Annotated in this window: 20 protein-coding genes; 12 read left to right on the forward strand and 8 right to left on the reverse strand. The window is 59.6% G+C overall.

The features are described from left to right. Positions 1-14: 14 nt before the first annotated feature. The 6 genes from IG616_RS06865 to IG616_RS06890 all read left to right on the forward strand — a co-directional run bounded on the left by IG616_RS06865 (position 15) and on the right by IG616_RS06890 (position 9,539). Entirely contained in the window at positions 15-935 is a 921-nt protein-coding gene (locus IG616_RS06865) for a GNAT family N-acetyltransferase (RefSeq protein WP_192147397.1), read from the forward strand. A gap of 123 nt (positions 936-1,058) precedes the next feature. Further along, the gene (locus IG616_RS23340) at positions 1,059-1,829 is read left to right on the forward strand and encodes a CPBP family glutamic-type intramembrane protease (RefSeq protein WP_192147398.1); all 771 of its coding nucleotides are present in this window, start codon (positions 1,059-1,061) and stop codon (positions 1,827-1,829) included. A gap of 48 nt (positions 1,830-1,877) precedes the next feature. After that, complete coding sequence (locus IG616_RS06875) at positions 1,878-3,128, forward strand: NHLP bacteriocin system secretion protein (protein WP_192147399.1); 1,251 nt, start codon at positions 1,878-1,880, stop codon at positions 3,126-3,128. Next, a complete protein-coding gene (locus tag IG616_RS06880) occupies positions 3,128-5,305 on the forward strand; it encodes an NHLP family bacteriocin export ABC transporter peptidase/permease/ATPase subunit (protein WP_192147400.1) in 2,178 nt (725 codons plus the stop codon). The genes IG616_RS06875 and IG616_RS06880 overlap by 1 nt, the downstream gene beginning before the upstream one ends. Beyond that, positions 5,302-8,067: an ATP-binding cassette domain-containing protein gene (locus tag IG616_RS06885; protein WP_192147401.1), complete on the forward strand. Its 2,766-nt coding sequence runs from the start codon at positions 5,302-5,304 to the stop codon at positions 8,065-8,067. Before IG616_RS06880 ends, IG616_RS06885 begins: the two co-directional genes overlap by 4 nt. Then, on the forward strand, positions 8,064-9,539 hold the full coding sequence (locus IG616_RS06890; RefSeq protein WP_192147402.1) for an AprA-related methyltransferase: 1,476 nt from the start codon (positions 8,064-8,066) through the stop codon (positions 9,537-9,539). Before IG616_RS06885 ends, IG616_RS06890 begins: the two co-directional genes overlap by 4 nt. Here IG616_RS06890 and metX read toward each other — a convergent pair. From metX to pyrF, 4 genes are all read right to left on the reverse strand, one after another. Continuing rightward, complete coding sequence (metX, locus tag IG616_RS06895; RefSeq protein WP_192147403.1) at positions 9,522-10,649, reverse strand: homoserine O-acetyltransferase MetX; 1,128 nt, start codon at positions 10,647-10,649, stop codon at positions 9,522-9,524. The genes IG616_RS06890 and metX overlap by 18 nt on opposite strands. After that, the gene (locus IG616_RS06900) at positions 10,636-12,609 is read right to left on the reverse strand and encodes a RiPP maturation radical SAM C-methyltransferase (RefSeq protein WP_192147404.1); all 1,974 of its coding nucleotides are present in this window, start codon (positions 12,607-12,609) and stop codon (positions 10,636-10,638) included. Before IG616_RS06900 ends, metX begins: the two co-directional genes overlap by 14 nt. A gap of 338 nt (positions 12,610-12,947) precedes the next feature. Next, positions 12,948-13,172 carry a hypothetical protein gene (locus tag IG616_RS06905; RefSeq protein ID WP_192147405.1) on the reverse strand — a complete coding sequence of 75 codons (225 nt, stop codon included), beginning with the start codon at positions 13,170-13,172 and terminating at the stop codon, positions 12,948-12,950. Further along, positions 13,169-14,104 carry an orotidine-5'-phosphate decarboxylase gene (gene pyrF / locus IG616_RS06910; protein WP_192147406.1) on the reverse strand — a complete coding sequence of 312 codons (936 nt, stop codon included), beginning with the start codon at positions 14,102-14,104 and terminating at the stop codon, positions 13,169-13,171. Before pyrF ends, IG616_RS06905 begins: the two co-directional genes overlap by 4 nt. Before the next feature lie 64 nt (positions 14,105-14,168). Between pyrF and IG616_RS06915 the strand changes: the two genes are divergently transcribed. The 3 genes from IG616_RS06915 to IG616_RS06925 all read left to right on the forward strand — a co-directional run bounded on the left by IG616_RS06915 (position 14,169) and on the right by IG616_RS06925 (position 16,108). Next, on the forward strand, positions 14,169-15,344 hold the full coding sequence (locus IG616_RS06915; RefSeq protein WP_192147407.1) for an iron-containing alcohol dehydrogenase: 1,176 nt from the start codon (positions 14,169-14,171) through the stop codon (positions 15,342-15,344). Between the two features lie 83 nt (positions 15,345-15,427). Then, positions 15,428-15,682 carry a type II toxin-antitoxin system Phd/YefM family antitoxin gene (locus IG616_RS06920; protein WP_192147408.1) on the forward strand — a complete coding sequence of 85 codons (255 nt, stop codon included), beginning with the start codon at positions 15,428-15,430 and terminating at the stop codon, positions 15,680-15,682. Continuing rightward, positions 15,683-16,108, forward strand: a complete 426-nt coding sequence (locus IG616_RS06925) for a type II toxin-antitoxin system VapC family toxin (RefSeq protein ID WP_192147409.1) — start codon at positions 15,683-15,685, stop codon at positions 16,106-16,108. Positions 16,109-16,411: 303 nt separating this feature from the next. Here IG616_RS06925 and IG616_RS06930 read toward each other — a convergent pair whose 3' ends face one another. Together IG616_RS06930 and IG616_RS23265 are read right to left on the reverse strand one after the other, a co-directional pair. Next, on the reverse strand, positions 16,412-17,263 hold the full coding sequence (locus IG616_RS06930) for a hypothetical protein (RefSeq protein WP_192147410.1): 852 nt from the start codon (positions 17,261-17,263) through the stop codon (positions 16,412-16,414). A 172-nt stretch (positions 17,264-17,435) separates the two neighbouring features. Further along, positions 17,436-17,729: a LysR substrate-binding domain-containing protein gene (locus IG616_RS23265; RefSeq protein ID WP_192147411.1), complete on the reverse strand. Its 294-nt coding sequence runs from the start codon at positions 17,727-17,729 to the stop codon at positions 17,436-17,438. A 286-nt stretch (positions 17,730-18,015) separates the two neighbouring features. On the opposite strand from IG616_RS23265, the gene IG616_RS06940 reads away from it, so the two are divergent. From IG616_RS06940 to IG616_RS06950, 3 genes are all read left to right on the forward strand, one after another. Next, positions 18,016-18,969, forward strand: coding sequence for a D-2-hydroxyacid dehydrogenase family protein (locus IG616_RS06940; protein ID WP_192147412.1), 954 nt, complete (start codon positions 18,016-18,018; stop codon positions 18,967-18,969). Positions 18,970-19,347: 378 nt separating this feature from the next. Then, positions 19,348-20,223: a M15 family metallopeptidase gene (locus IG616_RS06945; protein WP_209007328.1), complete on the forward strand. Its 876-nt coding sequence runs from the start codon at positions 19,348-19,350 to the stop codon at positions 20,221-20,223. 60 nt (positions 20,224-20,283) lie between these two features. After that, positions 20,284-21,138, forward strand: coding sequence for a hypothetical protein (locus IG616_RS06950; RefSeq protein WP_192147413.1), 855 nt, complete (start codon positions 20,284-20,286; stop codon positions 21,136-21,138). A 277-nt stretch (positions 21,139-21,415) separates the two neighbouring features. Here the strand turns inward: IG616_RS06950 and IG616_RS06955 are convergent, their stop codons facing one another. Continuing rightward, a complete protein-coding gene (locus IG616_RS06955; protein WP_192147414.1) occupies positions 21,416-22,237 on the reverse strand; it encodes a hypothetical protein in 822 nt (273 codons plus the stop codon). Positions 22,238-22,466: 229 nt separating this feature from the next. Next, the gene (locus IG616_RS06960) at positions 22,467-23,492 is read right to left on the reverse strand and encodes a hypothetical protein (protein ID WP_192147415.1); all 1,026 of its coding nucleotides are present in this window, start codon (positions 23,490-23,492) and stop codon (positions 22,467-22,469) included. Positions 23,493-23,494 lie beyond the last annotated feature (2 nt).

Here is a 23,494-nt window from a genome sequence, read left to right on the forward strand (position 1 = left end):
ACACGGGGGAGAACGTGACATTCCTTTCGCAGATCCCAGAGGTGGCGGCGGCTCATGCAGGCGTGGATGTTACTGTGACATCTTTGGCTGGCTTCGAACCCGTTGCGCATCTCACCTTTCCGGTTCTACGGGAAAAACTCCGCGGAAAAGCGGGGGTTAAGCTGGCCATCGCTCAGGACGGCGGATTTCCCTGTGGCTTGGCCGTTGGTGTCCCTGGTCCCAATGCGGACTTCGAGCTTGCCTCGCTCTATGTCCTGCCGCTTTACCGCCGCCAAGGCCTCGGGACCCGCTTGCTAAGGGAGATGGAGCAGGCCTTTGTGGCGGAAGGCTGCCGCACGGGCGCAAGTTACGTCACGGTGAAACCGGAGGATCAGAGCCCTCTGCATTTCCTGCGGTCTGCCGGTTGGCCGAACCTTCGCGTAACCGGGCTGAACTGCCGGACAACGATTGAAAAGGCGTTCGAGACCTCCTGGCTGGTCAAGGCGCGGTTGCCGGATCCTTTTGAAGTCATCGCCTGGCAGGAGGTTGACGAGGCGGCGCGGGCGAGGATCTCGGCGGCAATTGGCGGCCTGTCGCCACCGGATCTGAGTCCCTTTGTGTTCGAAGGGGATGCGCATCTGCCAACCAGCGTAGCCCTGCGGGATAAACGGGACGGCAGGGTCCGGGGCTGGATCATCACTCATCAGATCGGTGCAGATCTGATCCGCTGGACCTGCTCTTTTGTCGCGCCCGAGCTTCAGCATCAGGCCATGATCATTCCGCTCTGGCTTGCCTGTGCGAAGCGGCAGAAGGCGTTGGGGACTGTGGCCCGCTTTTGCTTCACGGTCTCGATGGACCAGCCGCGAATGGCGAAGTTTGTTGCAAGACGCATGAAGCCCAAACTCGAAGAAATGAACTATTCGTGCGTTGTTCTTAAGAGCCTCTTACCAAATTGATGGTCAGATTATTGCGTTCTGCGGAGAGATCTTCTGACTGTCATATAGAGAGAATTTTTTATGAAAAGGGGCGGATTTTCCGTTCCGGTATTTTGTTGACGTTGAAGGCACGAGGGGGCGCCGGTGATTATCAAACTGCGTGCGACTGCACTGCTTACCTTCGCCTGTATCTTGGGATCCTTGTCGATCCTTCCAGCGATTATTGCTGCACGTGCAAGGTTACATGCCCCGGAAGTGCCCGGCTGGGAGCTCTATGGCTCTGCTGTTCTGCAATCGGTTCTGCTGTTTGCGCCAGCAGCCTTTCTAGGACTTTGCGCGGCGCAGGCCTGCGGCCTCAAGGGCGCGCCGCTGGTGCTGCGATGGGTTGGTGGTGAGCGCAAAAGCGTGGAGCCATTCAGTTTCCTTCTGGCGGCCATTGTTGGCATAGCCGGGGGCATGGCCATGGTTCTGGCGGATGTCCTGATTTTCCAAAGCCAAGCCGTCGGCTTGCATCCAGGATACGAAAGCATCCTTGAGACGGATTCCTTCTGGACTGGACTGCTTGGCGGATTTCTTTACGGCGGCGTCAACGAGGAAGTGCTGATGCGGCTGTTCCTGGTTTCTGTGCTGATATGGGCTATTTCCCGGATTTTCGGGCGGCAAGCCGCTGAAAACAAGAGCCTCCGGTTTGCCGCCGTGATCGCCGCTGCGCTGATCTTCGGTCTGGCACATCTGCCGCTGACCTCCACGATGGTCAGTATCGATGTGATCGTGGTGACCCGTGCCTTGGTTCTCAATGGCATCATCGGCATTGCCGCCGGGCTGATCTACCTGCGTTACGGCTTTGAAGCTGCCGTGCTGACCCATGCCTTGTCTCATATTCCAATTCAGATCGGCGGAGGTGTTCTGGTTTGAAATTCCTCTCGATCCTATCGCGCGCACTTCCGGACAGGAGCTTCTGATATGGCCTTGAAGCCAAGCATTCCTGACGAACCGCTGCGCTCGCCGGATCAGCTGAACAGCGCGATCCGGCTGACCTCCGCTTCGAGCTGGATCCTGCTTGCCGTGCTCACGCTGTGTATCGGATCGGTCGTGGTCTGGAGCCTGGTCGGGCGCTTGCTGGTCTATGTGCACGGGCCGGGTGTTCTGGAATTCACTGGCGGCGACATCGCTGTCATCCAGGCGACAGCCCAGGGCGTGGTCAAGGAGATCAAGGTCAAGGCTGGCGATGCTGTGAAGACCGGCGATGTCTTGTTCGTGGTGGATCAATCGACCATTCAGGCGCAGCGTGACGGCGCGGCCAAGGCTTTGAAACAGCAGCAGCAGGAAGTCGACAATTACGAGAAAACGTCTGCCGAGGACATTAAAACGCGGAAGGCGAACCTGGATCAGCAGCTCGATTTCCTGAACACCTATCTTGCCAGTCAGCGGAAGAATGAAACCCAGCTGCAGGAAATCTACAATGGCAACCTGGAGCTTGTGAAAAAGGGCCTCATGACCCAGCCGGTTCTCCAGCAGTCCATGGAGCGGCTGATTTCGGTTCAGCAGGACATCAGCGACAAGATCAGCTCCATTGCTCAGCTTAAGCAGCAGCAAGTCGAGTTCGAGAACTCGATCAGCAACAATATGTCGGCACTCAAGATCGATCTTGCCACTGCGGAAGGGACCCTGAACGACTATGAAGCGAAGCTGAAATTCGGTGGAGCAATCCTGTCTCCGGTTTCCGGAACGGTGTCCGAACTGGCGACTGAGGTTGGCAAAGTGGTGACCGAGGGAGAGGAGCTTGGGGCGGTGCAGTCCGGACTGCCGGTTCTCACTGTCCAGGGCTACTTGCCAATTGGCAAAGGCAAGCAGGTCGAACCTGGCATGACCGCCGAGATCTCTCCTTCCTCAGTCGAGCGGAATATCTACGGCTCCATCCGCGGCACGGTCACTGAGGTCAGCCCGTTGCCGGTCACCGAGTCCGTTCTGGAAAACAGTCTGGGCAACCCGGCCCTTGCCGCGCAGATGATGGCACAGGGGGCCCCCATCAAGGTGACCGTCAAGCTGGACACGGATGCCGCAACCAAAAGCGGTTTACGCTGGACCTCATCGGAGGGCCCTCCCGTCCAGATGAGCGCCGGGACGACCGCTGATGTCAGGGTTCTGACAGAGCGGAGGCAGCCGATCAGCCTTCTGCTGCCGGTGCTGCAAACCTGGTTCACGGTGCAGTGATGACAATGCCGGGGACCAGCCACCGCCATAGACGTGTTTCAACGCCGACCGTCCTGCAGATGGAGGCGATGGAGTGCGGGGCTGCGGCACTCGGCATCATTCTCGGCTATTACCGCAGGTTTGTGCCCTTACCGGAGTTGCGGCGGATCTGCGGTGTCTCGCGCGATGGCATCCGGGCCTCGCAGATTGGCCATGCGGCAGAGAAATTCGGCCTCGTTTCCAAGGGCGTGCAGCTGAATGCCAGCCAGGCACTGGATCTCCCGCCGCCTTTCATAGCGTTCTGGAACCGCAATCATTTCGTCGTTGTTGAGGGTTCAAAGCGGGGAAGGGTCTATCTGAACGACCCGGCTGAGGGGCGCCGGTCCGTGTCTCTCAAGGAATTTGAGGAGAGTTTCTCGGACATTGCGCTGGAACTGAAACCCGGCCCAGGTTTCACCAAGGGCGGACATCACGCCAGAACCTGGCCGTCTCTCCTGAAATGGTCCCTTGGATCCTTGAAGGCGGTCTTTCTGGTTGCCGCCATCAGCCTGCTGCTGGTGGTGCCGACAATCTTCATGTCGGCTGTTCTGCGCGTGTTCATCGACGAGGTGCTGACCCAGAATTTCAATTCCTGGCTCTTCCCGCTTTTGCTTGGGCTGATAATTGCCGGTGTCTTCAACACGGCGATGACGTGGCTTCAGCAATCCGTGCTGTTGCGGCTTCAGATAAAGTTCGCGGTGACGATTGCCACCAACTTCGTCTGGCACCTGCTCCGGCTGCCGGTGATGTTCTTTTCCCAGCGCTATAGCGGCGACATCATCTCCCGCCTGCAATCGACTAACTTCATCGCCCTGCTTCTGTCCAGCCACATACCCCAGGCCGTGGTCAGTCTGATTTCCGCCATCGCCTATGTGTCTTTCATGGCGATCTTCAGCCTGCCCCTGACGATGGTCGCGGTTGCGATGACGGCGGTCAATTTTCTGGTCGTCGTCATCGTCCAGCGCAAGATCCGGGATCTGAACTCGTCCCTGCTGAACACCAGCGCGAAGATCACCGGTGCAGCCATGTCTGGGCTGCAGTCGATCCAAACGCTCAAGGCGACGGGCGCGGAAAGTGACTTCTTCGGCATCTGGTCGGGATATCAGACCAATGCAGTCAACGCCTCTCAGCATCTGGAGCGCATCTCGACCTGGATGATGGCGGTGCCAACCCTGCTGAGCGCGGTGACCACGGCGGTGATCCTCGGCTTCGGCGCTTATCTGATCATCGAGAGCAATCTCTCCATCGGCGGCATCGTTGCCTATCAGATGCTGCTCGGTCACTTCATGGCCGCCGTGCAGCAGCTGATGGGTTTCAACAGCCAGATTCAGGCAGCCTATGGTCATGTGAACCGGCTGAATGACGTCTTCGAGACACCACCCGATGCCTTGCTTGAAGCGCAAGGGAAGGCCAGTCCGGCACCGAAAGGGCAGGGTTTGCTGAATGGGCGGATCGAATTGCGGAACGTGACCTTCGGCTATTCCGTTCTCGAACGGCCTGTGATCGATGATGTCAGCCTGACCATTGAACCCGGCCAGCGCATTGCCCTCGTTGGTCACAGTGGTTGTGGTAAGTCGACCTTGCTGCGGCTGATTTTGGGGCTTTATCAGCCGTCAAAAGGGGAGGTGCTCTATGACGGCAGGCCGATTGCGGAGATTGACCGGCAGAGCTTTTCATCAGCCCTCGGGTGGGTGGATCAGGAAAGCGAACTTTTCGAAGGCACGGTTCTGGAGAACCTGACGCTCTGGGATCATACCGCGCCCATGTCCTCTGTCATGACAGCAGCAAGAGATGCCTGCATTCACGAGACGATCATGAGCCGGGCAGGCGGTTATGGCTCCAAGGTGATGGCCGGCGGCAGCAACTTCAGCGGAGGACAGCAGCAGAGGCTTGAAATTGCCCGGGTTCTGGCCAGTGAACCGGCCATCCTGGTGCTGGATGAGGCGACGTCTGCGCTGGATGCGGAGACCGAGGCAAGCATCATCAGCAATGTCCAGCGCCGCGGCATTACCTGCCTCACCGTCGCGCACCGCCTGAGCACGATCCGCGACTGCGAGGCAATCCACGTTCTTCAAGATGGCAAGATCGCCGAAAGCGGGGGGCATCGCGAGTTGATGCGCCTCAAGGGGATCTATGCCGAGCTGGTGTCATCGCAATGAGTTTTCTCGACGACATCCTGGGCGAAAGCTCGGCGCTGGAAAAGATCCTGGAAGCCAACTGGCAGGATCCGGCGGCCTCCATTGTCCGGGGCATGGGGCTCTTGGAAGCCCGCCGGGTTGCCGATGCATCGGACCGGCTCGATCTCTGGGGGGAAGGCACCTGCTGGCTGGTTCTTTCAGGTTCCCTCGATATCCTCTGGTCCTGCCCGGAAGGACGTGTCTTCCTTGGCAAGGTCGAGGCCGGAGGCCTGGCCATAGCGCTTTCACCGCAAGGGGCTGCCACGCACGCAATCGCGATCCCCTCCGAAGATACGGAGATCGTGCAGACCTCGCTTGATGCACTCCATGCCTTCTCCGGTCAGAATGGAACGGTTCGTCTTGAGACCATGGCTGCCGCCTGGTTTGAAAGCCTGAGCGCGATGGAGGCAGCGCAAGGCCTCGCTACGCCTGAGGCTTCCCTGGAGACCTTCCGCCAGGCAATCGCTGGTGCAAGTGAGAAGATCCTGGAGGAGGGAGCGGCTCGTTTCGGCACTTTGCGGCACAGCCGGGACACCAGATCCGAAGTTTCCAAGTTGAAGGTCGATGCAAACGTTGCTGCTGCCCTGGCGGAGACGGTGGAGCTGGTGGACCGGCATTTCCGTCCAACGGAGTCCGGGGGTGCCACCTTTTATTCCGTTGCCCGGCAGGTCCTGCGGGCAACCGGCTATGCCGGAACTCCGGAAATGGTTCTGCCCCGGTCCGACGACAGTGAGATGGATGTGGCCGTCCGGTTCTGCCGCCGCAACAATCTTCAGCTTCGCGCGGTCAAGCTGGATGAGAAATGGTGGACCGGCGACCACGGCGCGTTTCTGGGTTATATGCGGGAGACGCGGGAACCGGTTGCTCTTTTGCAGATTCCAGGCGGCTACGAAGTCAGCACACCGGAAGGCCGGAAACGGGTGACACCCCAGATCGCGGTGGCGATTGATCCGCTGGTCTATGCCTTCCTCCTGCCAACGCCTGAAGGAGATCCGAACCCTTGGCATCTGATGCGCTTTGGTCTTTTCGGCAGAGGGCGGGATGTCCGCAACATCATCTTCTGCCTGATCCTCGGAGCGCTCTTCTCGCTCGTGGCACCGATTTCGATCGGCTGGCTGATGGGCTCCGTCATTCCGAGCGCGGAGCTGGCGCAGGTGAAGGTCTTTACCGCCCTGCTTCTGGTGACAGCCGCGGCAACGGCAATGACCGGCATCGTCCAGTCGCTGGCAGCGCTGAGGATGGAAGGCAGCATGCAGTACCGGGTCCAGACCGCAATCTGGGTTCACATTCTCAATCTGCGTGCCCAGTTCTTCCGGAAATACAATGCGGGCGACCTGGCAAGCCGTGCCGACAGTGTGGACGCCATGCGTTCGACCGCCGCGCAGGCCGTTTCCATGCTGATGACCAGTTGCGTCGGGGCCGTCTTCAGTCTCCTGCTGATGTTCTACTATGACTGGCGGGTGACGCTGATCGTGCTGCTGGTTTCTCTGGCCTTCTCGGTCGTGGCGATTGTCTATGGCCGGCTCATCCTCAGCTATAACCAGAAGGTGCTCGATCAGAGCGGCAAGCTGCAGGGCTTGATGCTGCAGATCACCAACACGGTGCCCAAGCTGAGGGTTGCAGGGGCGGAGAACAGGGCCTTTGCCTATTGGATGCGGGAATACCGCACGATGGTTGGTCTGTCCTTGCACCAAAGCATTCAGAACTACCGGCTCAAGGTCATCCGCTCGGCGTTTCCCTATCTCCTGACGCTTGTTGTTCTGGGCATGATCGGCTTTCAGCTCGGCATTCTGTTCGACTTCTTCGCCTCAACGCCGCTGCCGGTCGAGAAGGGCAATTTCGTCATGCCCACCTCGCGGTTCGTCAGCCTGAATGTCGCCATTGGCCAGTTCACCTCGGCGATGTTCATGGCAACGCGGGGCATCCTGCATTTCTACCTTCTGAAGCCGCATTACAACCGCGTTCTGCCCATTCTGGAAGCCGAGCCGGAAGAGGATGCCGATTATGAAGAGCTGACGGAAATCCGTGGTGACGTTGAGTTGCGGGATGTAACCTTCCGCTATTCGACCTCTACGGGGCTGGTCCTGTCCAACCTGTCCTTCATTGCTGAGCAGAACAAGACGACAGCCTTGGTGGGCACGTCGGGAGCGGGCAAGTCGACGATCCTCCGCTTGCTTCTCGGCTTTGACGAACCGGAGAGCGGCACGGTTCTGGTGGATGGCAATGATGTGGCCTTCCTCAACAAGAAGAGCCTGCGGCAGCTCTTCGGGGTCGTCATTCAGGATGGCAGCCTGCTGAGTGGGTCCATTTACGACAATGTGGCCGTCGGGCATCCCTATACGATGGAGGAGGTCAGTGCGGCGCTGGAGATCGCGGGCTTTGCCGAAGAGATCAAATCCTGGCCGATGGGTTTGAACACGATGATCGGCGACGGGGCCGCGATGATGTCCAAGGGGCAGCAGCAGCGCTTGATGATTGCCCGGGCCGTGATCCGAAAACCCCGCATCCTGCTTCTCGACGAGGCGACCAGCGCGCTCGACAATATCACCCAGGCCAGGGTGACGGAAAACCTGAACAAGATGAACTGCACGCAGATCATCGTTGCTCACCGCCTGTCCACCATCAAGACAGCCGACAAGATCATCGTTCTGGACAAGGGGCAGGTGGCGGAGCAGGGAACCTATGACGAGCTGATCGCCGCCAATGGCCATTTCGCGCGTCTTGTCATGCGGCAGTTGAAATGAGTTTGACCAGCGCCTGGGCCACCCTGTGCCATCACTGCGATGGAATTGCCACCGGAACCCTTCACGAAGCCCTGCATGAGCTTGGCGCTTATGATGTCCTCGCAAAGGGGGCCGTAACGTCCGGGTGGCTTTCTGAGGCCACCGGTATTCGCCCTGGCTATGCAGCGCTGGTGCTGAAGCTTCTGGTCTCTCAAGGTCTGGCTGCAGGTGAGGATGGCGACTACGCGCTGACGCTGGACGGCCAGTGGATCGCGTCCCGGCCTGATTGGACTTTGGGAGCGCGGCAGCGTGTTGCCTTTGCCCGCAATCTCCTGGTCGAAGGACCGCTTGCGCCGGATCTAGCGGTAGAAGACATTTTCCCTATTGATGGAATGCCGGAGCGGTTTGCTCTTCAGCGGATCGGCCCGATCTGCGCCGCGCTCTGGTACCGGCTGTCGCGGGACAATAGCTGGAGCGATCCATCAGGTGATCTTGCCGTGGATTGGGTGCGCGGCTTCCTGCGCCAGACTGGCTGGCATGATGGTCATGGCTGGACGGAAGATGGCTTGAGCGCCAGGCCGCTTGCGCCCCAGTATGTCTATCCGCTGGCCTATCTGCCGACCTATCAGGCCGTCTCCCGTATTCTGGTCAAGGGAGCTGCCAGTGGAACGGCTGAGGATACGGTCGACCGGGGGCTTGATATCGCCTTCAGCGGCAAGGTGTTTTCCAATGCCTGCAAACCGCCGGTTCTGGCCGCTGTCCTGCCGGTCTTCAATGGTCCCTTGAGCAAGCAGCCTGCGGCATTGATCGACACCGGGTCTGGGGACGGCACGGTTCTGGCGGAGCTCTATGAAGCCATCGCCACGCAGACCGAACGCGGCAAAGTGCTGGACGTTCATCCTCTGACGCTTGTTGGTGTGGAATATGAGGAAGTCGCAAGGGTGACGACCGAGCGTCGTCTGGCAGCTCTTGGTTGCCCGTTCCATGCGGTTCATGGTGATATCGGCGCCCCCATAAAAATTGCCGGGACACTGGCCGCCCTGGGCGTTGACGCGTCCGATGCTCTGCACATCAACAAGTCGGTCCTTCATAACCGGACTTTCATGGAATCGGAGGAGATCTTGACATCTCCGCCGACCCATGCGGTGTTCTGTGATCCTTCAGGGGGATGTATTTCAGCCGATCAGGCCTTCAGTTCGCTGGTTTCCCTGTTCCGGTCCTGGAAACCGATGATCGCACGTCACGGCATGGTCTGCATCGAGGCCCATACGGTCGACCCTGCAAGGGCAGCCCGCCACATTGGCCGCAGCCTGATCACCGGACTTGATGCCGCCCACGGCTATTCAGGTCAGCTCCTGACCGAGATCTCCGTGCACCGGGCAGCGAGCCGGACCGCCGGGCTTTTGTCCCGCCCACAGGTCGATCTGGGGCACGCCATGATGGGCGACCCGATCATGTCCGTCGATCATCTGGTGCTAGCGGAGAAACTCTGACAGCGCTGGGCGCAAGCTCTCGAACTCATAGAGAAAGGCGCCGTGTCCCATGGTGCTTTCCAGGGTGAGATGCTGATGAGGCACGTTTTCCGGCAGAGCCTTGGCGATCTCTGCCATTTCCTCCACTGGATAGCGCCAGTCTGAGGCGTAACTGACCAGCAGCACCGGGTTCTGCACCCCTTTCAGTGCCAGCTGCAGCGATCCGGCATCCCGGGCAAGATCGAAATAGTCGATGGCGCGGGTCAGATAAATCAGGCTGTTGGCGTCCAACCGGCCCTTGGAAGCATTCTCTTTCACTGAATTGAGGAACTGCTCGACGGCGAAGTCCGGCTCCATCGTGTAGCGGGGCACACCGGACACGGGGGCGATGCCGAATCTGCGCTCCAGCGTTTCGCGGGACATCCAGAACAACGCGCCCGTCATGGCGAGAAGCCCAAGCCCAGCTGATGGTCCGGGGCCATTATAATAGTCGCCGCCGCGCCAGTTCGGATCACTCATCAGGGCCGCACGAAGCACCGCCCAAAGGGCTGTGTTGTGGGCGCTGGTCCGGGCTGTTGCGCTGATGATGACGGATTTACCGGTGCGGGCTGGACAGGCCGCCAGCATTTCCAGAACCTGAAACCCGCCCAAACAGCCGCCGATGGTTGCGTGCAGCTGTTCGATACCGAGCGCGTCCAGCAGCGCAGCATGCATCTTTGCCATATCGGCCAGAGTGATCACAGGAAAACTGAGCCCATAGGGGCGCCCGGTTGATGGATTTTGAGCGGCTGGAGACGTGGTGCCGCCTGCGCCGCCCAGAACATTCGGCACAATGACGAAATACCGGTCCGTATCGATCGCCTTGCCCGGTCCGATCGCGGCGTTCCACCATCCCGGCTTTCTCGCCGGTCCGCTGGATGCGCCTGCCGCATGTTGGTCAGAGGTCAGGCCATGAAGCACCAGAACAGCATTATCCTGCGCCTCATTCAGGTGGCCGTAGCTCTGGCAGGCGATCTGGACATCAGGTAGCACCGCGCCGCTTTGCAGTTGCAAGGGATCTGCCAGCGTGATGAGATGCGGGCGGGCATTGAGCCTGTCTTCCAGGCGCCCTTCTGGGTCAGAGCGCAGCAAGGAGCGTTCCCAACTTGTCGCGGCCTGACGCAATGCTGCCGCCCGGGAAGGCCGACGGCAAGGGAACAGGCTGGTGAGGGGCTGTCAGCGCAAGGCCTATGGCGCGGCCATCGATCCGGATCAGCAATTTCTGCGCCTCTAGATCTTCCATGACGTTCAGAACCTCTTCCTCTCTGTGCCCCATGCCGGTCAGGGTCTTGATCACCTGATGCTCGGAGGGGCCATCGTCAGAGAGTTCCAATATCAACCGGTGAATGCCGTCGAAAGACATGGTGACACCACCGGGCCGGCTGTCTTCCACGATCAGGGCCTCAGGCGTGGGCGTCATGGAGAGAACCGGCGGCGGGCCGTTGCGCCAGGCCTTGAGCCAGGCTGTCATGGCAGCGCGCATGGCTTTGACGCCGGGGCGGTCTTCAGGCCCGGTTTCTGCTTCATTTTCAAAGAAATACACCTGCCGGAACAGATGTTCGTCAGACAGTGGATAGGCGTAGCGGTAGCGTTCGGCGGGCTTAAGTTTGAGCTTGTAGGTCTGTTGACGGGTGAAATAGGGCGAATAGCGGTCAAAGCGCAGGGGCACCATGTTGCCGGGCTGCAGATGGGTCAGAGCTGGCACAAGCTCTGCCATCGTTTCGTACCAGCTGTCTTCTTCTCCCGGAAAATGGCTGATGATCGACCAGCTGGAGCGCACGCCGAACTGGCGGCACCACTTCAGCAGCATGATGTTCTGCGCGGCGGTGCAACCCTTTCCCATCAAGGTGAGGATGCGGCTGTCGAGGCTCTCAATGCCGGGCTGGATCCAGATAACACCTGCATTGGCCAGGGCCTTAACCTGATCCTTCTTCAGGTTTGCCTTTGTCTCGAAGAACAGCCGGAAGGGCTTTTTCCGTTCTGTCAGCTCCGGCAGAACCGTCTTGAAATAGCGGAGGTCCATGATGTTGTCGACGGCTTCCACCCGGTCGACATTGTAGCGGGAGGTCAGCGCCGTCATGTCATCGACCACGGTCTCCGGTGCTCTTGCACGATAGGCCATGGACCCGCCATTGAGGCCGCAAAAGGTGCAGTGGCTTTTGGCGCCCCACCAGCAGCCGCGGGAAAACTCCATCGGCAGGCCAGGCTCGATCACACTGCTATAGAGGAACTGGCTCAGTTCCTTGAAATAATCGTCATAATCGGGCAGGGGCAGGTTGCGTGCATCCTGGGTGATGGCTCTTGGCACTCCGTCGCCCTGATCCGTCACCGGATAGCCGGAGAGGCGGTGGACAGGACCCATCACGCCGAAGGGCAGGTCACTTGCCTCAATTGCGCACCCTGAAGCCAGAACGTTCTGAATGAAGGGAACGATGAAACTGTCCGCCTCACCGGACACCACGTAATCCACCCAGGTGAACTGGCTGTGGGTGGTCAGGCCCATGGTGGTTTCGCAATTGGCGCCGCCCAGGATCGTCACCACATCGGGTGCCATTTCCTTGATCCGGCGCAGCAGGGCAAGCGCGGGGACGTGCTGCTGAAAGGTGGATGTGCAACCAACAATGCGTGGGGTCCGGCGCAGGATCTTTTCAGCCGTCCAGTCCGTGAACGCCTGCATCTTGCCCCTGAGATCCATAAGTGTCTCAGAGGTGATGCCGGCACGGCCAAGCTGAGGCGCTTTCTTCTCCATCAGGGCCAGGTAGCGCGCGTGATCGGGCTCGAAATCCGGAAAGGCGGCAGCGCCGAATAGCCAGTCCACCAGAGCGTCTTCCGGCGGAACGGTCTGCAGCACACGGCATAATTCCAGACCAAAGTATTCGGCGAACCAGAGATTGGCATAGATGGACTTGGTGCCAATTCCGGCACCAGACAGGAGAGCTTGAAGCTGGCCGAGAGCGATGGAGGGGCGCTCAAGACCGGAGAGTGGCATGTTGACGAAACAGACATCCTGGCTGGACTGGGGCCGGTCTGACGCTTGGAGCAGTTTGTTCATTGGCTCTCCCGTGGATATCCGCCAGGCACCCTGCATGCCGCAGCGTTCATCTTGGCTTGCGGGGCGAGATTGTCAAACCGTTGGGTGATTTATGGAAAATTTTATGGCTGAGCCAGCGCAGCCGGAAGCAATCTATCGCTGGAACAGAACGGCCACCTTCCGGCAAAGATCTTCGCGTCTTCTCACAAGCCGCGTAGGGTCAGATGTGCGGACCGGAATGAGGAGCGCGCTTCATTTCAGGACCGTATACATTCCTCACCCCAGCATCCTGGTCTTCAGCGCAATGCCGGTGCCTTCCAGGCCTGCGCCCTTATCATGGCAGGCTATCGCCAGGCCACTCAGCCTCGGGTTCTCCCGGCAGACCGCAGGGCCAGCACGGCAAAGATCAAGGCTAGAAGACCCCACAGCATGGCCCCGCTGGTCACATTGCTGCCGTCATCCAGACGGCAGCTCGACGCGGCCTCCGCAATGCAGTCCCGGTTCAGCCAGTAGCGGGTGACGAAGAGATAGGCACAGACCACCGCGAGGCTTGTCCGGATGAGCGCCGGCAGGTGCTGTTTCATGCGACCGTCCGGCTCTCCGCCCTTGTTGCCGGCTGCACCTGGGAAGGATCGCGGCCGATCGCTGTTTTGAACCGGTCTATTCTTTCGAGGATCAGGCCGCGATAGGCCTGTAGGGAGATCCCACGGTCCTCGACTTGCGTCAGACCTCTGGAGACGGGGACCAGCAGATCTCCGGGCCGTGGGCCGCGCAAGGCGTGGATGCTGGCGATATCGCCGCCCTGAGCGCCGAGGCCCGGCGCAAGGATGATCGAGCGGGGCAGAAGATGCCGCAGGCGGCGCCCCTCGTTCGGGACGGTAGCGCCGATGACGGCCCCTACGGGGGCAAGCCCTTCGCCGTCTGGCGCGGCAAGGCCCGCGATCATATCCGCGACACGATCCGAAATCTGTCTGTTTCCGGCCATTTTATCCTGGAGCCAGCCCGCACCGGGATTGGACGTGCGGCACAGGACAAACAGGCCCTTGCCGAAGCGTGTGACGCAGTCGGCGAAGGGGGCGAGGGTGTCCGGCCCCATGAGCGGGTTGACGGTCAGGCAATCGGCCTCGAAGTCTCCGCTGCCGCCATGTTCCGGCGGAGTCAGATAGGCGCGCGCGTAGGCGCTTGCGGTCGCGCCGATATCCCCGCGTTTGGCGTCCAGAATAACGCCTATGCCAGCGGCTTTTGCCCTTTTCATGCCGGAGGAAAGCGCGTTCAGCCCGGTAAGGCCACCCGCCTCGAAATAGGCGGCCTGGAATTTGACGAAGCCGACATGCCCTTCAATGGTTTCCAGAAGAAAATCGGTAAACCGGCCAATCCAGCCGGAACCGTCGTCCTGCTCGAAAAACCGGGGCAGATCGGGAAGGGAGGGATCGATGCCGGCGACCAGATCGCCGTATCTGGCGGCATTCGCCTCGACAATCTCCACCCAGGTTCTGGAAGATGTTCCGGAAGGCATAAGTCCCCCTTGAGATCGGATCCGCAGCCGGTCAAGAGTACTGGCTGCACCTGGAGGAAACAAGATGACGATGAGACCCTTTGAATTCCGCACGGTTCCGGCCATGGAGGTGGCCTGGGGCGGGGCGCAGCGGTTGGGGGAGATTCTCAAGGCCCGCTTTGAGGCCAGCAATGTTCTGCTGGTCACAGACGCCGGTCTGGTCAAGGCCGGGCTGATTGCGCCGGTCGCGGAAAACATGAAGGCCGCCGGTCTCACTGTCACCCTCTTCGACAAGGTGGTCGCAGATCCGCCGGAACATGTGGTTCAGGCCTGTGTGGAAGAGGCGCGCAAGGCGGGCGTTGATCTCGTGGTGGGGCTGGGCGGCGGCTCGTCCCTGGACATCGCCAAGCTGGTGGCGGTTCTGCTGACATCCGGCCAGCCGCTTTCCGAAATGTACGGCATCGGCAATGTGACGGGCGGTCGTCTGCCCATGGTTCTGGTGCCGACGACCGCCGGGACCGGTTCGGAAGTCACCAACATCTCCATCATCACCACGGGCGAGACCACCAAGATGGGTGTCGTCTCGCCGCAGCTTTATGCCGATTACGTGCTGCTGGACGCGGAGCTGACCGTGGGCCTGCCGCAGATCCATACGGCGGCCACCGGCATTGACGCCATGGTTCATGCCATCGAGGCCTATACCAGCGCCCACAAGAAGAACCCGCTGTCCGATGCGCTGGCCCGTGAGGCGCTGCGCCTGCTCGGCGCCAATCTCGTTACCGCCTGCCAGGACGGCACCAACCGGGCCACCCGCGAAGCCATGCTGCTGGGGGCCACGCTGGCCGGTCAGGCCTTCGCCAACTCGCCGGTGGCAGCTGTTCATGCGCTCGCCTATCCGCTCGGCGGCCACTATCACATCCCCCACGGCCTCTCCAACGCCCTGATGCTGGGCCCGGTGCTGCGTTTCAACGCCAAAGCCGCCGCGCCTCTCTATGCGGAGCTGGCCGATGTGCTGGGCGTGTCCGGCGTAAGGTTATCGGAAGGGGGCGACGCCGCCACCCGCTCCAGCGCCTTCGTCGCCCATATGGAACAGCTGATGAATGACAGCGGCGCCCCGCGCCGTCTGCGCGATGTGGGCGTGACCGGCAACAGCCTGGCCATGCTGGCGGCAGACGCGATGAAACAGACGCGGTTGCTGGTCAACAACCCTGTGGAAGTGCGCGAGGAAGATGCGCTGGCGCTCTACCAGGAAGCGTTTTGAGGGGGGCTTCCAGAAAGATTTACGACGGACTGTAGATGTAGTAATGTAACTACAAGTTTTCCAGCCGCAGTCAGGAGGTCTTCATGACCGTGACCCGTCTTTCCAGCCGGGAATTCAATCAGGACGTTGGCCGGGCCAAAAAGGCTGCGGCAGAGGGACCGGTGGTCATCACCGACCGGGGCAAACCTGCGCACGTTCTCCTGACGATCGGCGACTATGAAAAGCTGACTGGCGGAAAGAGAAGCCTTGTCAAAGCTTTGACAATGCCTGGTCTGTCAGGCATCACCTTCGAGCCGGAACCGGTGCGGATAGAAAGCCGTCCAGTGGACCTGTCCTGAATGTTCCTGCTCGATACGAACGTCATTTCCGAATTGCGCAAGACCGGGGATGGGCGTGCAGACCCCAATCTCATGGCCTGGGTCGAGGAGAAGAGCGCGGACAGTCTCTATATTTCCGCAGTCACCTTGATGGAACTGGAGATTGGTATCCTGCGGGTAGAACGGCGCGACCCCGAACAGGGCGCGCGGCTGAGAGACTGGATGGACACCCGCGTGGTGCCAGAGTTCTCGAACCGGACGCTGCCCGTCGACGCATCCGTCGCAATCGCCTGCGCCCGCCTGCATGTGCCCGATCCCCGCTCCGAACGGGACGCGCTGATCGCCGCCACCGCGCAGGTGCATGGCATGACCGTCGTTACCCGGAACGTTTCAGATTTTCAGGCAACCGGTATCAGGCTGCTGAATCCGTGGGAGGATATGGCGTGATCTGGTCTATTCTTCATCCGGAGCGTGAACACAGCTGCATAATTCAGATAAGGACTGTCGCAAAGCATCTGTGTGAGTAACGCTACATCAAGGTCAGAACGCCAAAGAAACGACGGCTCCGAGGAGTGCTTAAATAGAACCGTGCTGGACAAGCTCTTCTGAGTGAAGATGCGAGAGACGTTCTACGACAGCGTCGAAGTCCTGAAGGTCGATCTCGCCTCCTTCCTCATTCACGAAACCACTCACATCTGGGCAATCGAAACGATCATGTCAATCGCGAGCTGAGAAGATTAATCGGAGACTTTATTTTGATGAGTTTTCCGTATTGTTATCCGCGATATTTTTTATCCATGTCGCAAAGTCGTGCTTTGCATCTGGATTATACCACTCGACCAATGCAAGTATGATTAGTAATGCAGAAACTGCTTTGCCGGCGGGAGTCCAAATGTATTTCTCCCATACAAGTCGCGCAGAACCACCATTAACGTCCCACCATTTGGCGTTCGTTTTAAGGTGTCCGGAGATTTCTGCTTCAAGCAGACTCGAAATTACGTCGACTTTTCTCAGTGTGCTTTGATGCAATGCGATAAATTTTCGATCCTTGAAAGCGTATGCCTCATCTTTTCCAGACAAAAAACCGATGTCGGTTATGTTATTGATCTTCATGATGCTCTCGAGGCGGGGATGATCTGCGTAACGCTTGCCGTATCTTGCTACAAACATGCGCGCTAGATCATACTTTCTTTCGTCAGGTATCTCTGTTGGTGTGCCTCCCAAGACCTTATAACGGTGTTCAATAGCCTGAAATCCATAGTTTATATCGCGCATATTCCAGTGCACCCAAAGTGCATGAGCCACATGCTCCTGAACATAAGCAAAAAACTGATCCAGGAGTTCTTTCTCAATATTGTCATAGTTATCCCATGCATCCACACCAGAAAACTTTGGAAGTTCCGAGACTTGGTGGATCGAGAAAGAACGAGTCTGTGCGCTTCCGAGGTTGCGGCAGGCAATCGAAGTTATTCTGGGTGTGCGGCCGTCTTCAGAGTCATAGAAACTCTCGCAGGAATAATGTATCAGAATCACTTGATCTTTTTTCTGATGTAGTAGCGAAAATCTCTGTTGAGCTACGCGTTGGTTTTCTACAAAAGACAAAATGTTTCTCCGCATTACACTTTTGGCAAGAATATACAACCATGTGGCGATCTGTCATCCGGAACCGCAGAGCTATTGCAGCTTATTTAGAGAAGAGATTGGTGGAGTAGGACCATTGAGTACCAATTGAACAAGTGACAAGGATGGACGGCAGGGCCTCGCCGAACCCCCATCACCCCGCCTCCGCCTTCAGCCACACCTCCAGCGCATGCATGCCCGGTGTGGCGGGTTTGAGGCTTGGGCGGGTGAGCCAGTAGCGGCCTTTGGAGATCTCTGTGCGGAAGGGGCGGACCAGGCGGCCGCTTTGAAGCTGCGCTTCGAACATGCGCCAGGGCAGAAGCGCCACCCCATAGCCGCTGGCTGCAAGCTCGGCCATGGCAATGGAGGAAACGAAGGTCAGGCTGGCCTGTTCAAGAGTTCCTTCCGCCCCCAACTTCCGCGACCCAGGCGCAGGGCGCTGCGGCAATCATCCTGCAGATCGCCGCCTCGTTGATCCCGAGTTCCTGCAATTGCTGCCGGGAAGGATGGTTTTCCCTCACGGACCTGCACACATCAAAGACCGCCGCAACATCGGCCTCCCGGGCAGGTCTGATCGTGAGAGACACAGGCATTCCCTTATCCTTGAAACGGGTACCGGATGCATAGCATATGGTTTCTGCCGCATGGGGTGCTGGCCCCCTCATTGGCGGGGAGTTTGAAGGCGGAATATACTGGCCGGGAAATGTTCATTGCTGCAGACCTGCGGAGCCTTCATGAAAGTTGCTGTTCTTGATGACTGGGCGAAAGCCGCCCCTGCCATGGCCGACTGGGCCGGGCTTGAGGTTGACGTCCGTTTTTTTGATCAACCGCTCGGAGAGGGGCTTGTCGAGGCGCTTCAGGACTTCGATGTGGTCTGCCTGATGCGTGAGCGTACGCCCTTTCCGGCAAGTGTCATCAAGGCCTTGCCCCGGTTGCGGCTGATCGTGACCACTGGCCCGCGCAATCTCAGCATTGATGTGGCGGCTGCGAAGGCACAGGGGGTCACCGTCTGCGGCACCCGCTCGCGCAAGACCACCACGTCGGAGCTGACCCTGGCCCTGATGCTGATGCTGGCCCGCCGCCTGCCCCAGGAAACCGGCCTTCTGGCCTCTGGCGGCTGGCAGGGCGCCCCCGGCCGCGACCTGGCAAGCCTGCGCCTGGGGCTGGTGGGGCTCGGCAATGTGGGCACCCAGGTGGCCGTGCTTGCCAAGGCCTTCGGCATGGAAGTGGCTGCATGGTCGCCGAACCTCACCGGGGAGCGCTGCCATGCGATCGGCGTCGGCTTTGCAGGCAGCTTGACGGATCTGACGGCCGCAAGTGACGTTCTCTCTGTCCATATGGTGCTGTCGGAGACGACCCGGGGCCTGATCGGCGCGGAGGCCTTCGCCGCCCTGCCGGAAGAGGCGATGGTTCTCAACACCTCCCGCGCCGGGCTGATCGACCGGGACGCCCTTTTCGAGGGCTTGCGCAAGAAAAGACCCGCCCAGGCGGCCATCGATGTTTTCGAAGAAGAGCCTTTGGCCGCAGACGATCCCTGGCGCGCCGCGGCAAAGGAATTCGGCCCTCGACTTCTGCTGACGCCGCATCTGGGCTATGTCACCGAAGACACCTGGCGGCTGTTCTATCAGGACACCGTCGAGGCTATCGCCGCCTTCCGGAAGGGCACGCCGATCCGGAGCTTGACGTGAGGTTTGTCCACTGGTGTCCGGTTTAGACATCTGTTCCAGATACACCGGCAACTCGGCTTGCTCCTGCCTCTCTCTTGCGGGGGATATGCCGCCGAATGGGGGCAGAGGGTGTATAGGCCTCTCCCCCCCCCCCCCCCCGGAACATTGCAGCTTTTTGCTGAGTATGCCGCGCGGCTTTCGTGTCTCATCAAGTTTTGAGCCGGAAATGAGATTAGATTTCATCATCTTGGATGAAATCCCGGAAATTAAGCCGGAAAGCAGTGAGGCTTGCCGGAAACCGCATTCCGGAAGCGTCATTTCCTTGCTCCTCGCATGAACCTTTTGCCCTGACCGCGTCACTTACCCAAGGAACTGCCCGGACTACCTGAGGCTGGCCTGATGGTGGGTCAGACACTCGGCCGGGATCCGGGCCGGGACTTGGGGTTTGGCGTCATGCGATTGTTGTCTGCTTTTCTGATTGCTCTGGCGATCGCTTCGGTGCCGTTTGCCTGGCACTACGCGCAGCGCGAGCTGGCGCCGGTGCCGCCTGCCGCGCCCGTTGCTGATACCAAGGCTTTGGAAGTGGAAGTGGCGGCGCTGAAGGAGCAGGTGACCCAGCTCCAGGAGCGTGTCGACGGTCTGGACATCCGCACCTCTCTTGGTCTGAGCCGGGGGGGGGCGGAAGAAGAGCCTGCGCCGGAATCCCCCAGCGCTTCCGACAGCCTGAAGGAGTCCTTCGCCCAGGTGGTGCTGATTGCCGACCGCCGGGCCGCAAACGAAGGGCTCACCGTAGCCTCGCCGTCGTTCCTGCAGGACCTTTTGGGCCTGCCGCGCGAAGGTTTGACGGACGACTGCCAGTCGGCGACAAATCCGGCGCTGAAGGACCTCTTGAAGACGGAGAATGTCGGGCCGATCGATGCCCGCATGCTGGAGCCTGCGCTGGTTTCCCTGCGGCAGGTCTTTGCCAATGTTCAGGTGTTCGAACCGGAGCTTTATGCCCGGATCAAGAGCGCGGGCTCCTTGTGCGTGCGCCGGATTCGCGGTTCGATCACCTCTGCCTCCTCCCATGCCTATGGGCTGGCCGTGGACATCAACATCGACGGCGTTCTCGACACACTGGCCGATGGCCGCACGCAGCTTGGCCTGATCCTTCTGGCGGATTTCTTCAAGAAGGAAGGCTGGATCTGGGGCGCGGGCTTTGGCCGGGAGGATTCCATGCATTTCGAAGTCAGCCGCGAAAAGCTGCTGCAATGGCGCCGGCTCGGGGAAATCTGACCCGGTCGGCATTTTTCTTTTTGCCTCAGGCTTCAGGCCAAGACACCAGAGAGGATCTCCATGGCCAACAAAATTGCCGCAATCCGCTATCCCAAAACCATTCAGGATCTGGTCATGGACCCGGATTTGCTTGAGGTGTTCTACCCCTATGCGACGAAGGCGCCGCAGGTCTGGAACATGGTCAGCTTCGTGGATGAGAAGCCGAGCCCCAAGTCCATCTACAGTGTCTATCTGGCGCCGGATGCGTCCCTTCCCGTGCCGGTCAATGGACGGCTGTCTGCGGAGGTGAAGGCGTTGCGCGCGCGTGAGGAAGCCGGTGAGGCGGCTGACTGGGCGCCTCTCACAAAGGCCCTGGAAAAGGACTTCGTGAAGATCCTCAACAGCCAGGTTCTCCCGGCCTTCTACAAGAGCAAGCGGTTCGAGGCCTTTCACAGGGATAATGTGCTCAGCGCCGCCCGGGACGCCATGGACAGTCCTCAGACCGTGGCCCGCAAGCTGAAGGTCAGGAATGTCAAGCAGCTCGAGTCCCTGATGATTGCCGTCACCCTCAACGAGATGGAAAAGGCCGGGCCCCTGGCTGACAAGCTGATCCGGGCGGAAAAACTCTCCATCGACAAGAAGACGCTCCTCACTGCTCTGAAGAGCGGCAAGGTTCCTGCGGCCAATGCGAAGCCCAAGACCATGAATGTGACGCCGGAAAGCCTGAGCCGGTGTGGGTTTAGCAAACCAAAGGACAAGACCCTGCAAAAGGCGGTCAAGGAGCTGGTGAAGGCTGTTCACGAAAACGATCGTGTCCTCTTCCTGTCTCTTGCCAAGAACCTCTGCGGGCTTGAGCCGAGGGATTCCCCCATCGCCAAGATGAGTCCCCAGATCCTCCTGAAGACGCTGTTCAAGGCCAAGGTCCTGAGCAAGTGACCTGGACCGGCTGGAAGGGGAGGAGGAAAGTTCCCTGCTTCTGAAATGGCCCCAGGCAGCCGGGGCCTGAGCGTGATGACAAACCTAAGGCTTCAGGACGTTCTCCCCGTGCCGTCCCGGCCTTGAGCCGGGATCTGTCTAAAAAGTCTATTTCTTTCAATAGAATAAATGGCGAAAGTTCCCGGATCTCCGCTTCGCTGCGCCCGGGAAGCGCGTTGGCAGCTTTTGTAAGAAGTCTCAGGTCCCGGTTTCCCGGAACCTGTTGACATCCATAGCCTCAGGCCGTGATCACCTTGAACTGCTTCAGCAGCTTGATCAGGCCGTCGAAACTGTTCTTGCCTGCCATGCTCGTCTTCGGCTCGACGTTGAGCACCTTCTTGTGGGCCGCGCGGGCGGCAACAAGGTCTTCCGCCATATAGGCCTCAGCCATTTCCCCGACCGCGTCGCGCAGTTTTTGTTCTCCGGCCTTCTCGAAACCGCAGAGCTTCAGCTTCCTGATGCTGGCATCGGACTTGGGGGGCTTTCCTACCTTGGCGTCTTTGCCGTTCTTGGCCTTGGCGCCGTCCGCCTTGAGCTTCGCGCTTAGCTTTGCCGCTTCCGCCTTGCGGCCCAGGGGCTGGGCAATCAGCATTTCCTGAAGCGTATCCACGTCGGTAATGCCCATCTTGTCGGCCACCTTCTTGGGGTCGCCGATCTTCTTGAGGGCAAAGGCGCGGGCCTTCTTGTCGTGATAGATTTCAAACAGACGTCTGGTGTAGAAGACCGGCAGAACTTCCTTTTTGAAATACTGCTCGATCCACGAAACTGTCAGTTCGGTAATGCCTTGCCAGGACTTCGGATCGTCGCTGCCGCCATTCTTCATAAGGTCGGTGATGTGCCTGCGGATGCGGTCCGGAACCTGGAAATACCCGGGCGCGTCGTCTGCCAGATATTCGGTATAGGCCCGGCTTGGTTTGGGGGGCGAGCGGTAAAACCGCACCATGTTCTGATAGGGCTTGATGCCCTTAAAACTTCCGATCATCACGGTGGTCAGTTCAGAATCCTGCACCACGCCCTTGAGCGTGTCGGGATATTTCAGACCGTCAATTGTGTATGGCATGGGGTTTCCTGTCCTTCCGGCGCTTGTGAGGACAGAGCCGCGTCAATTGCTTGACGGGCCTGGCTTCCCTGAGAGCGGGGAAGTCCTCCCCGCGGTTCAGGGAAGGAGGCTGCAAAGGCATATCCTGCTGCTGTGTAAGTGCCCGGAAGCGTCCGCAAGGTTCATCTGAACGGCGGTTTTGCCGCCGGAGGTCAGTCTCCAGGTAAGCAGGAAAAGCCTGCCGCCCGCCTCAGGCGCAATTGCACATGGAGCACATGTCGAAGGGTTCCATGTCGAGGGCTACTTGCAGTCCGGCGTGGAGGGCCATCACCAGGTTGAGGAAGGGGGCTATGGCGAGTTTCGGCGGGGTGAATTGAGCGATGGGCATCGCAAAGCTGGAAGAGCCCGCCATGCTTTCCCCAAGCTGGATGTCCTCGAGCTTGGGCAAGGTCAGGAGCAGGTTGTTGAGCCGCAGGGCGCCGAGCGGGATGGGGACCTGGAACTTGCTCCACACCGCCAGCATCCGCTCGATGGTGGAGATGGTCATGGGGGAGAAGCCGTCACCGAAGGCCTGGTTGATGGTGGTCAGTGCTTCCAGCACCAGCGCCAGCTTCTGCAGCAGGGGCGTGGGGACGACGAGGTTCGGCGGAGACAGTTTCGCAAGGCCCATGAGGTGGTTCTGAAGAGCAGGCATCGCCCCGGCATCGCCGAGCGGCGGCAGATTCAGGGCCTGGTTCATCTTCAGAAGACTTGGCAGGCCTCCCAGAAACTTCGCCATGGTGATTTGCGGCCGGGTCAGAACGGTGCTGAAGCTGGTGAAATAGGGCGCGGGCGGAAAGGCCGTCATGGCGATCGGGTCGAGGCCCATGGCCTGCAGGTCGATCACCAGCCTGGCGATAATCGCGTAGTTGACTAGGGGCTGGAGCTTGAGGCTCGTCAGCCAGCCGAGCCGGGGCCAGACATTGTTGACCAGGCTCGTGGCTGCCTGCTGCATCTGCATTTCCAGCATGGGCAGATTGTCCAGAACGAAGTTGCCAGCGACCAGCGACAGCATCATGGACAAGCCGATCATCGGCCCGCCGCCAAAGTTTACATTGGGCATTGCAACCGGGTTCATGCCCGCGGCGATCTGCACATCCAGACGGCTGGCCGGATCGAGATTGGGCAGGGCGGCGGCCAGCTTCAGCGACAGGGGCACGGACGGGAACATCGGGGTGATGCCCGGTATGAACATGTTGCGGGCGGCGTCGGCCGGAACGGTGCAGAAACAGGGCATTG

The organism is Roseibium litorale (assembly GCF_014842915.1).
GTDB lineage: Bacteria > Pseudomonadota > Alphaproteobacteria > Rhizobiales > Stappiaceae > Roseibium > Roseibium litorale.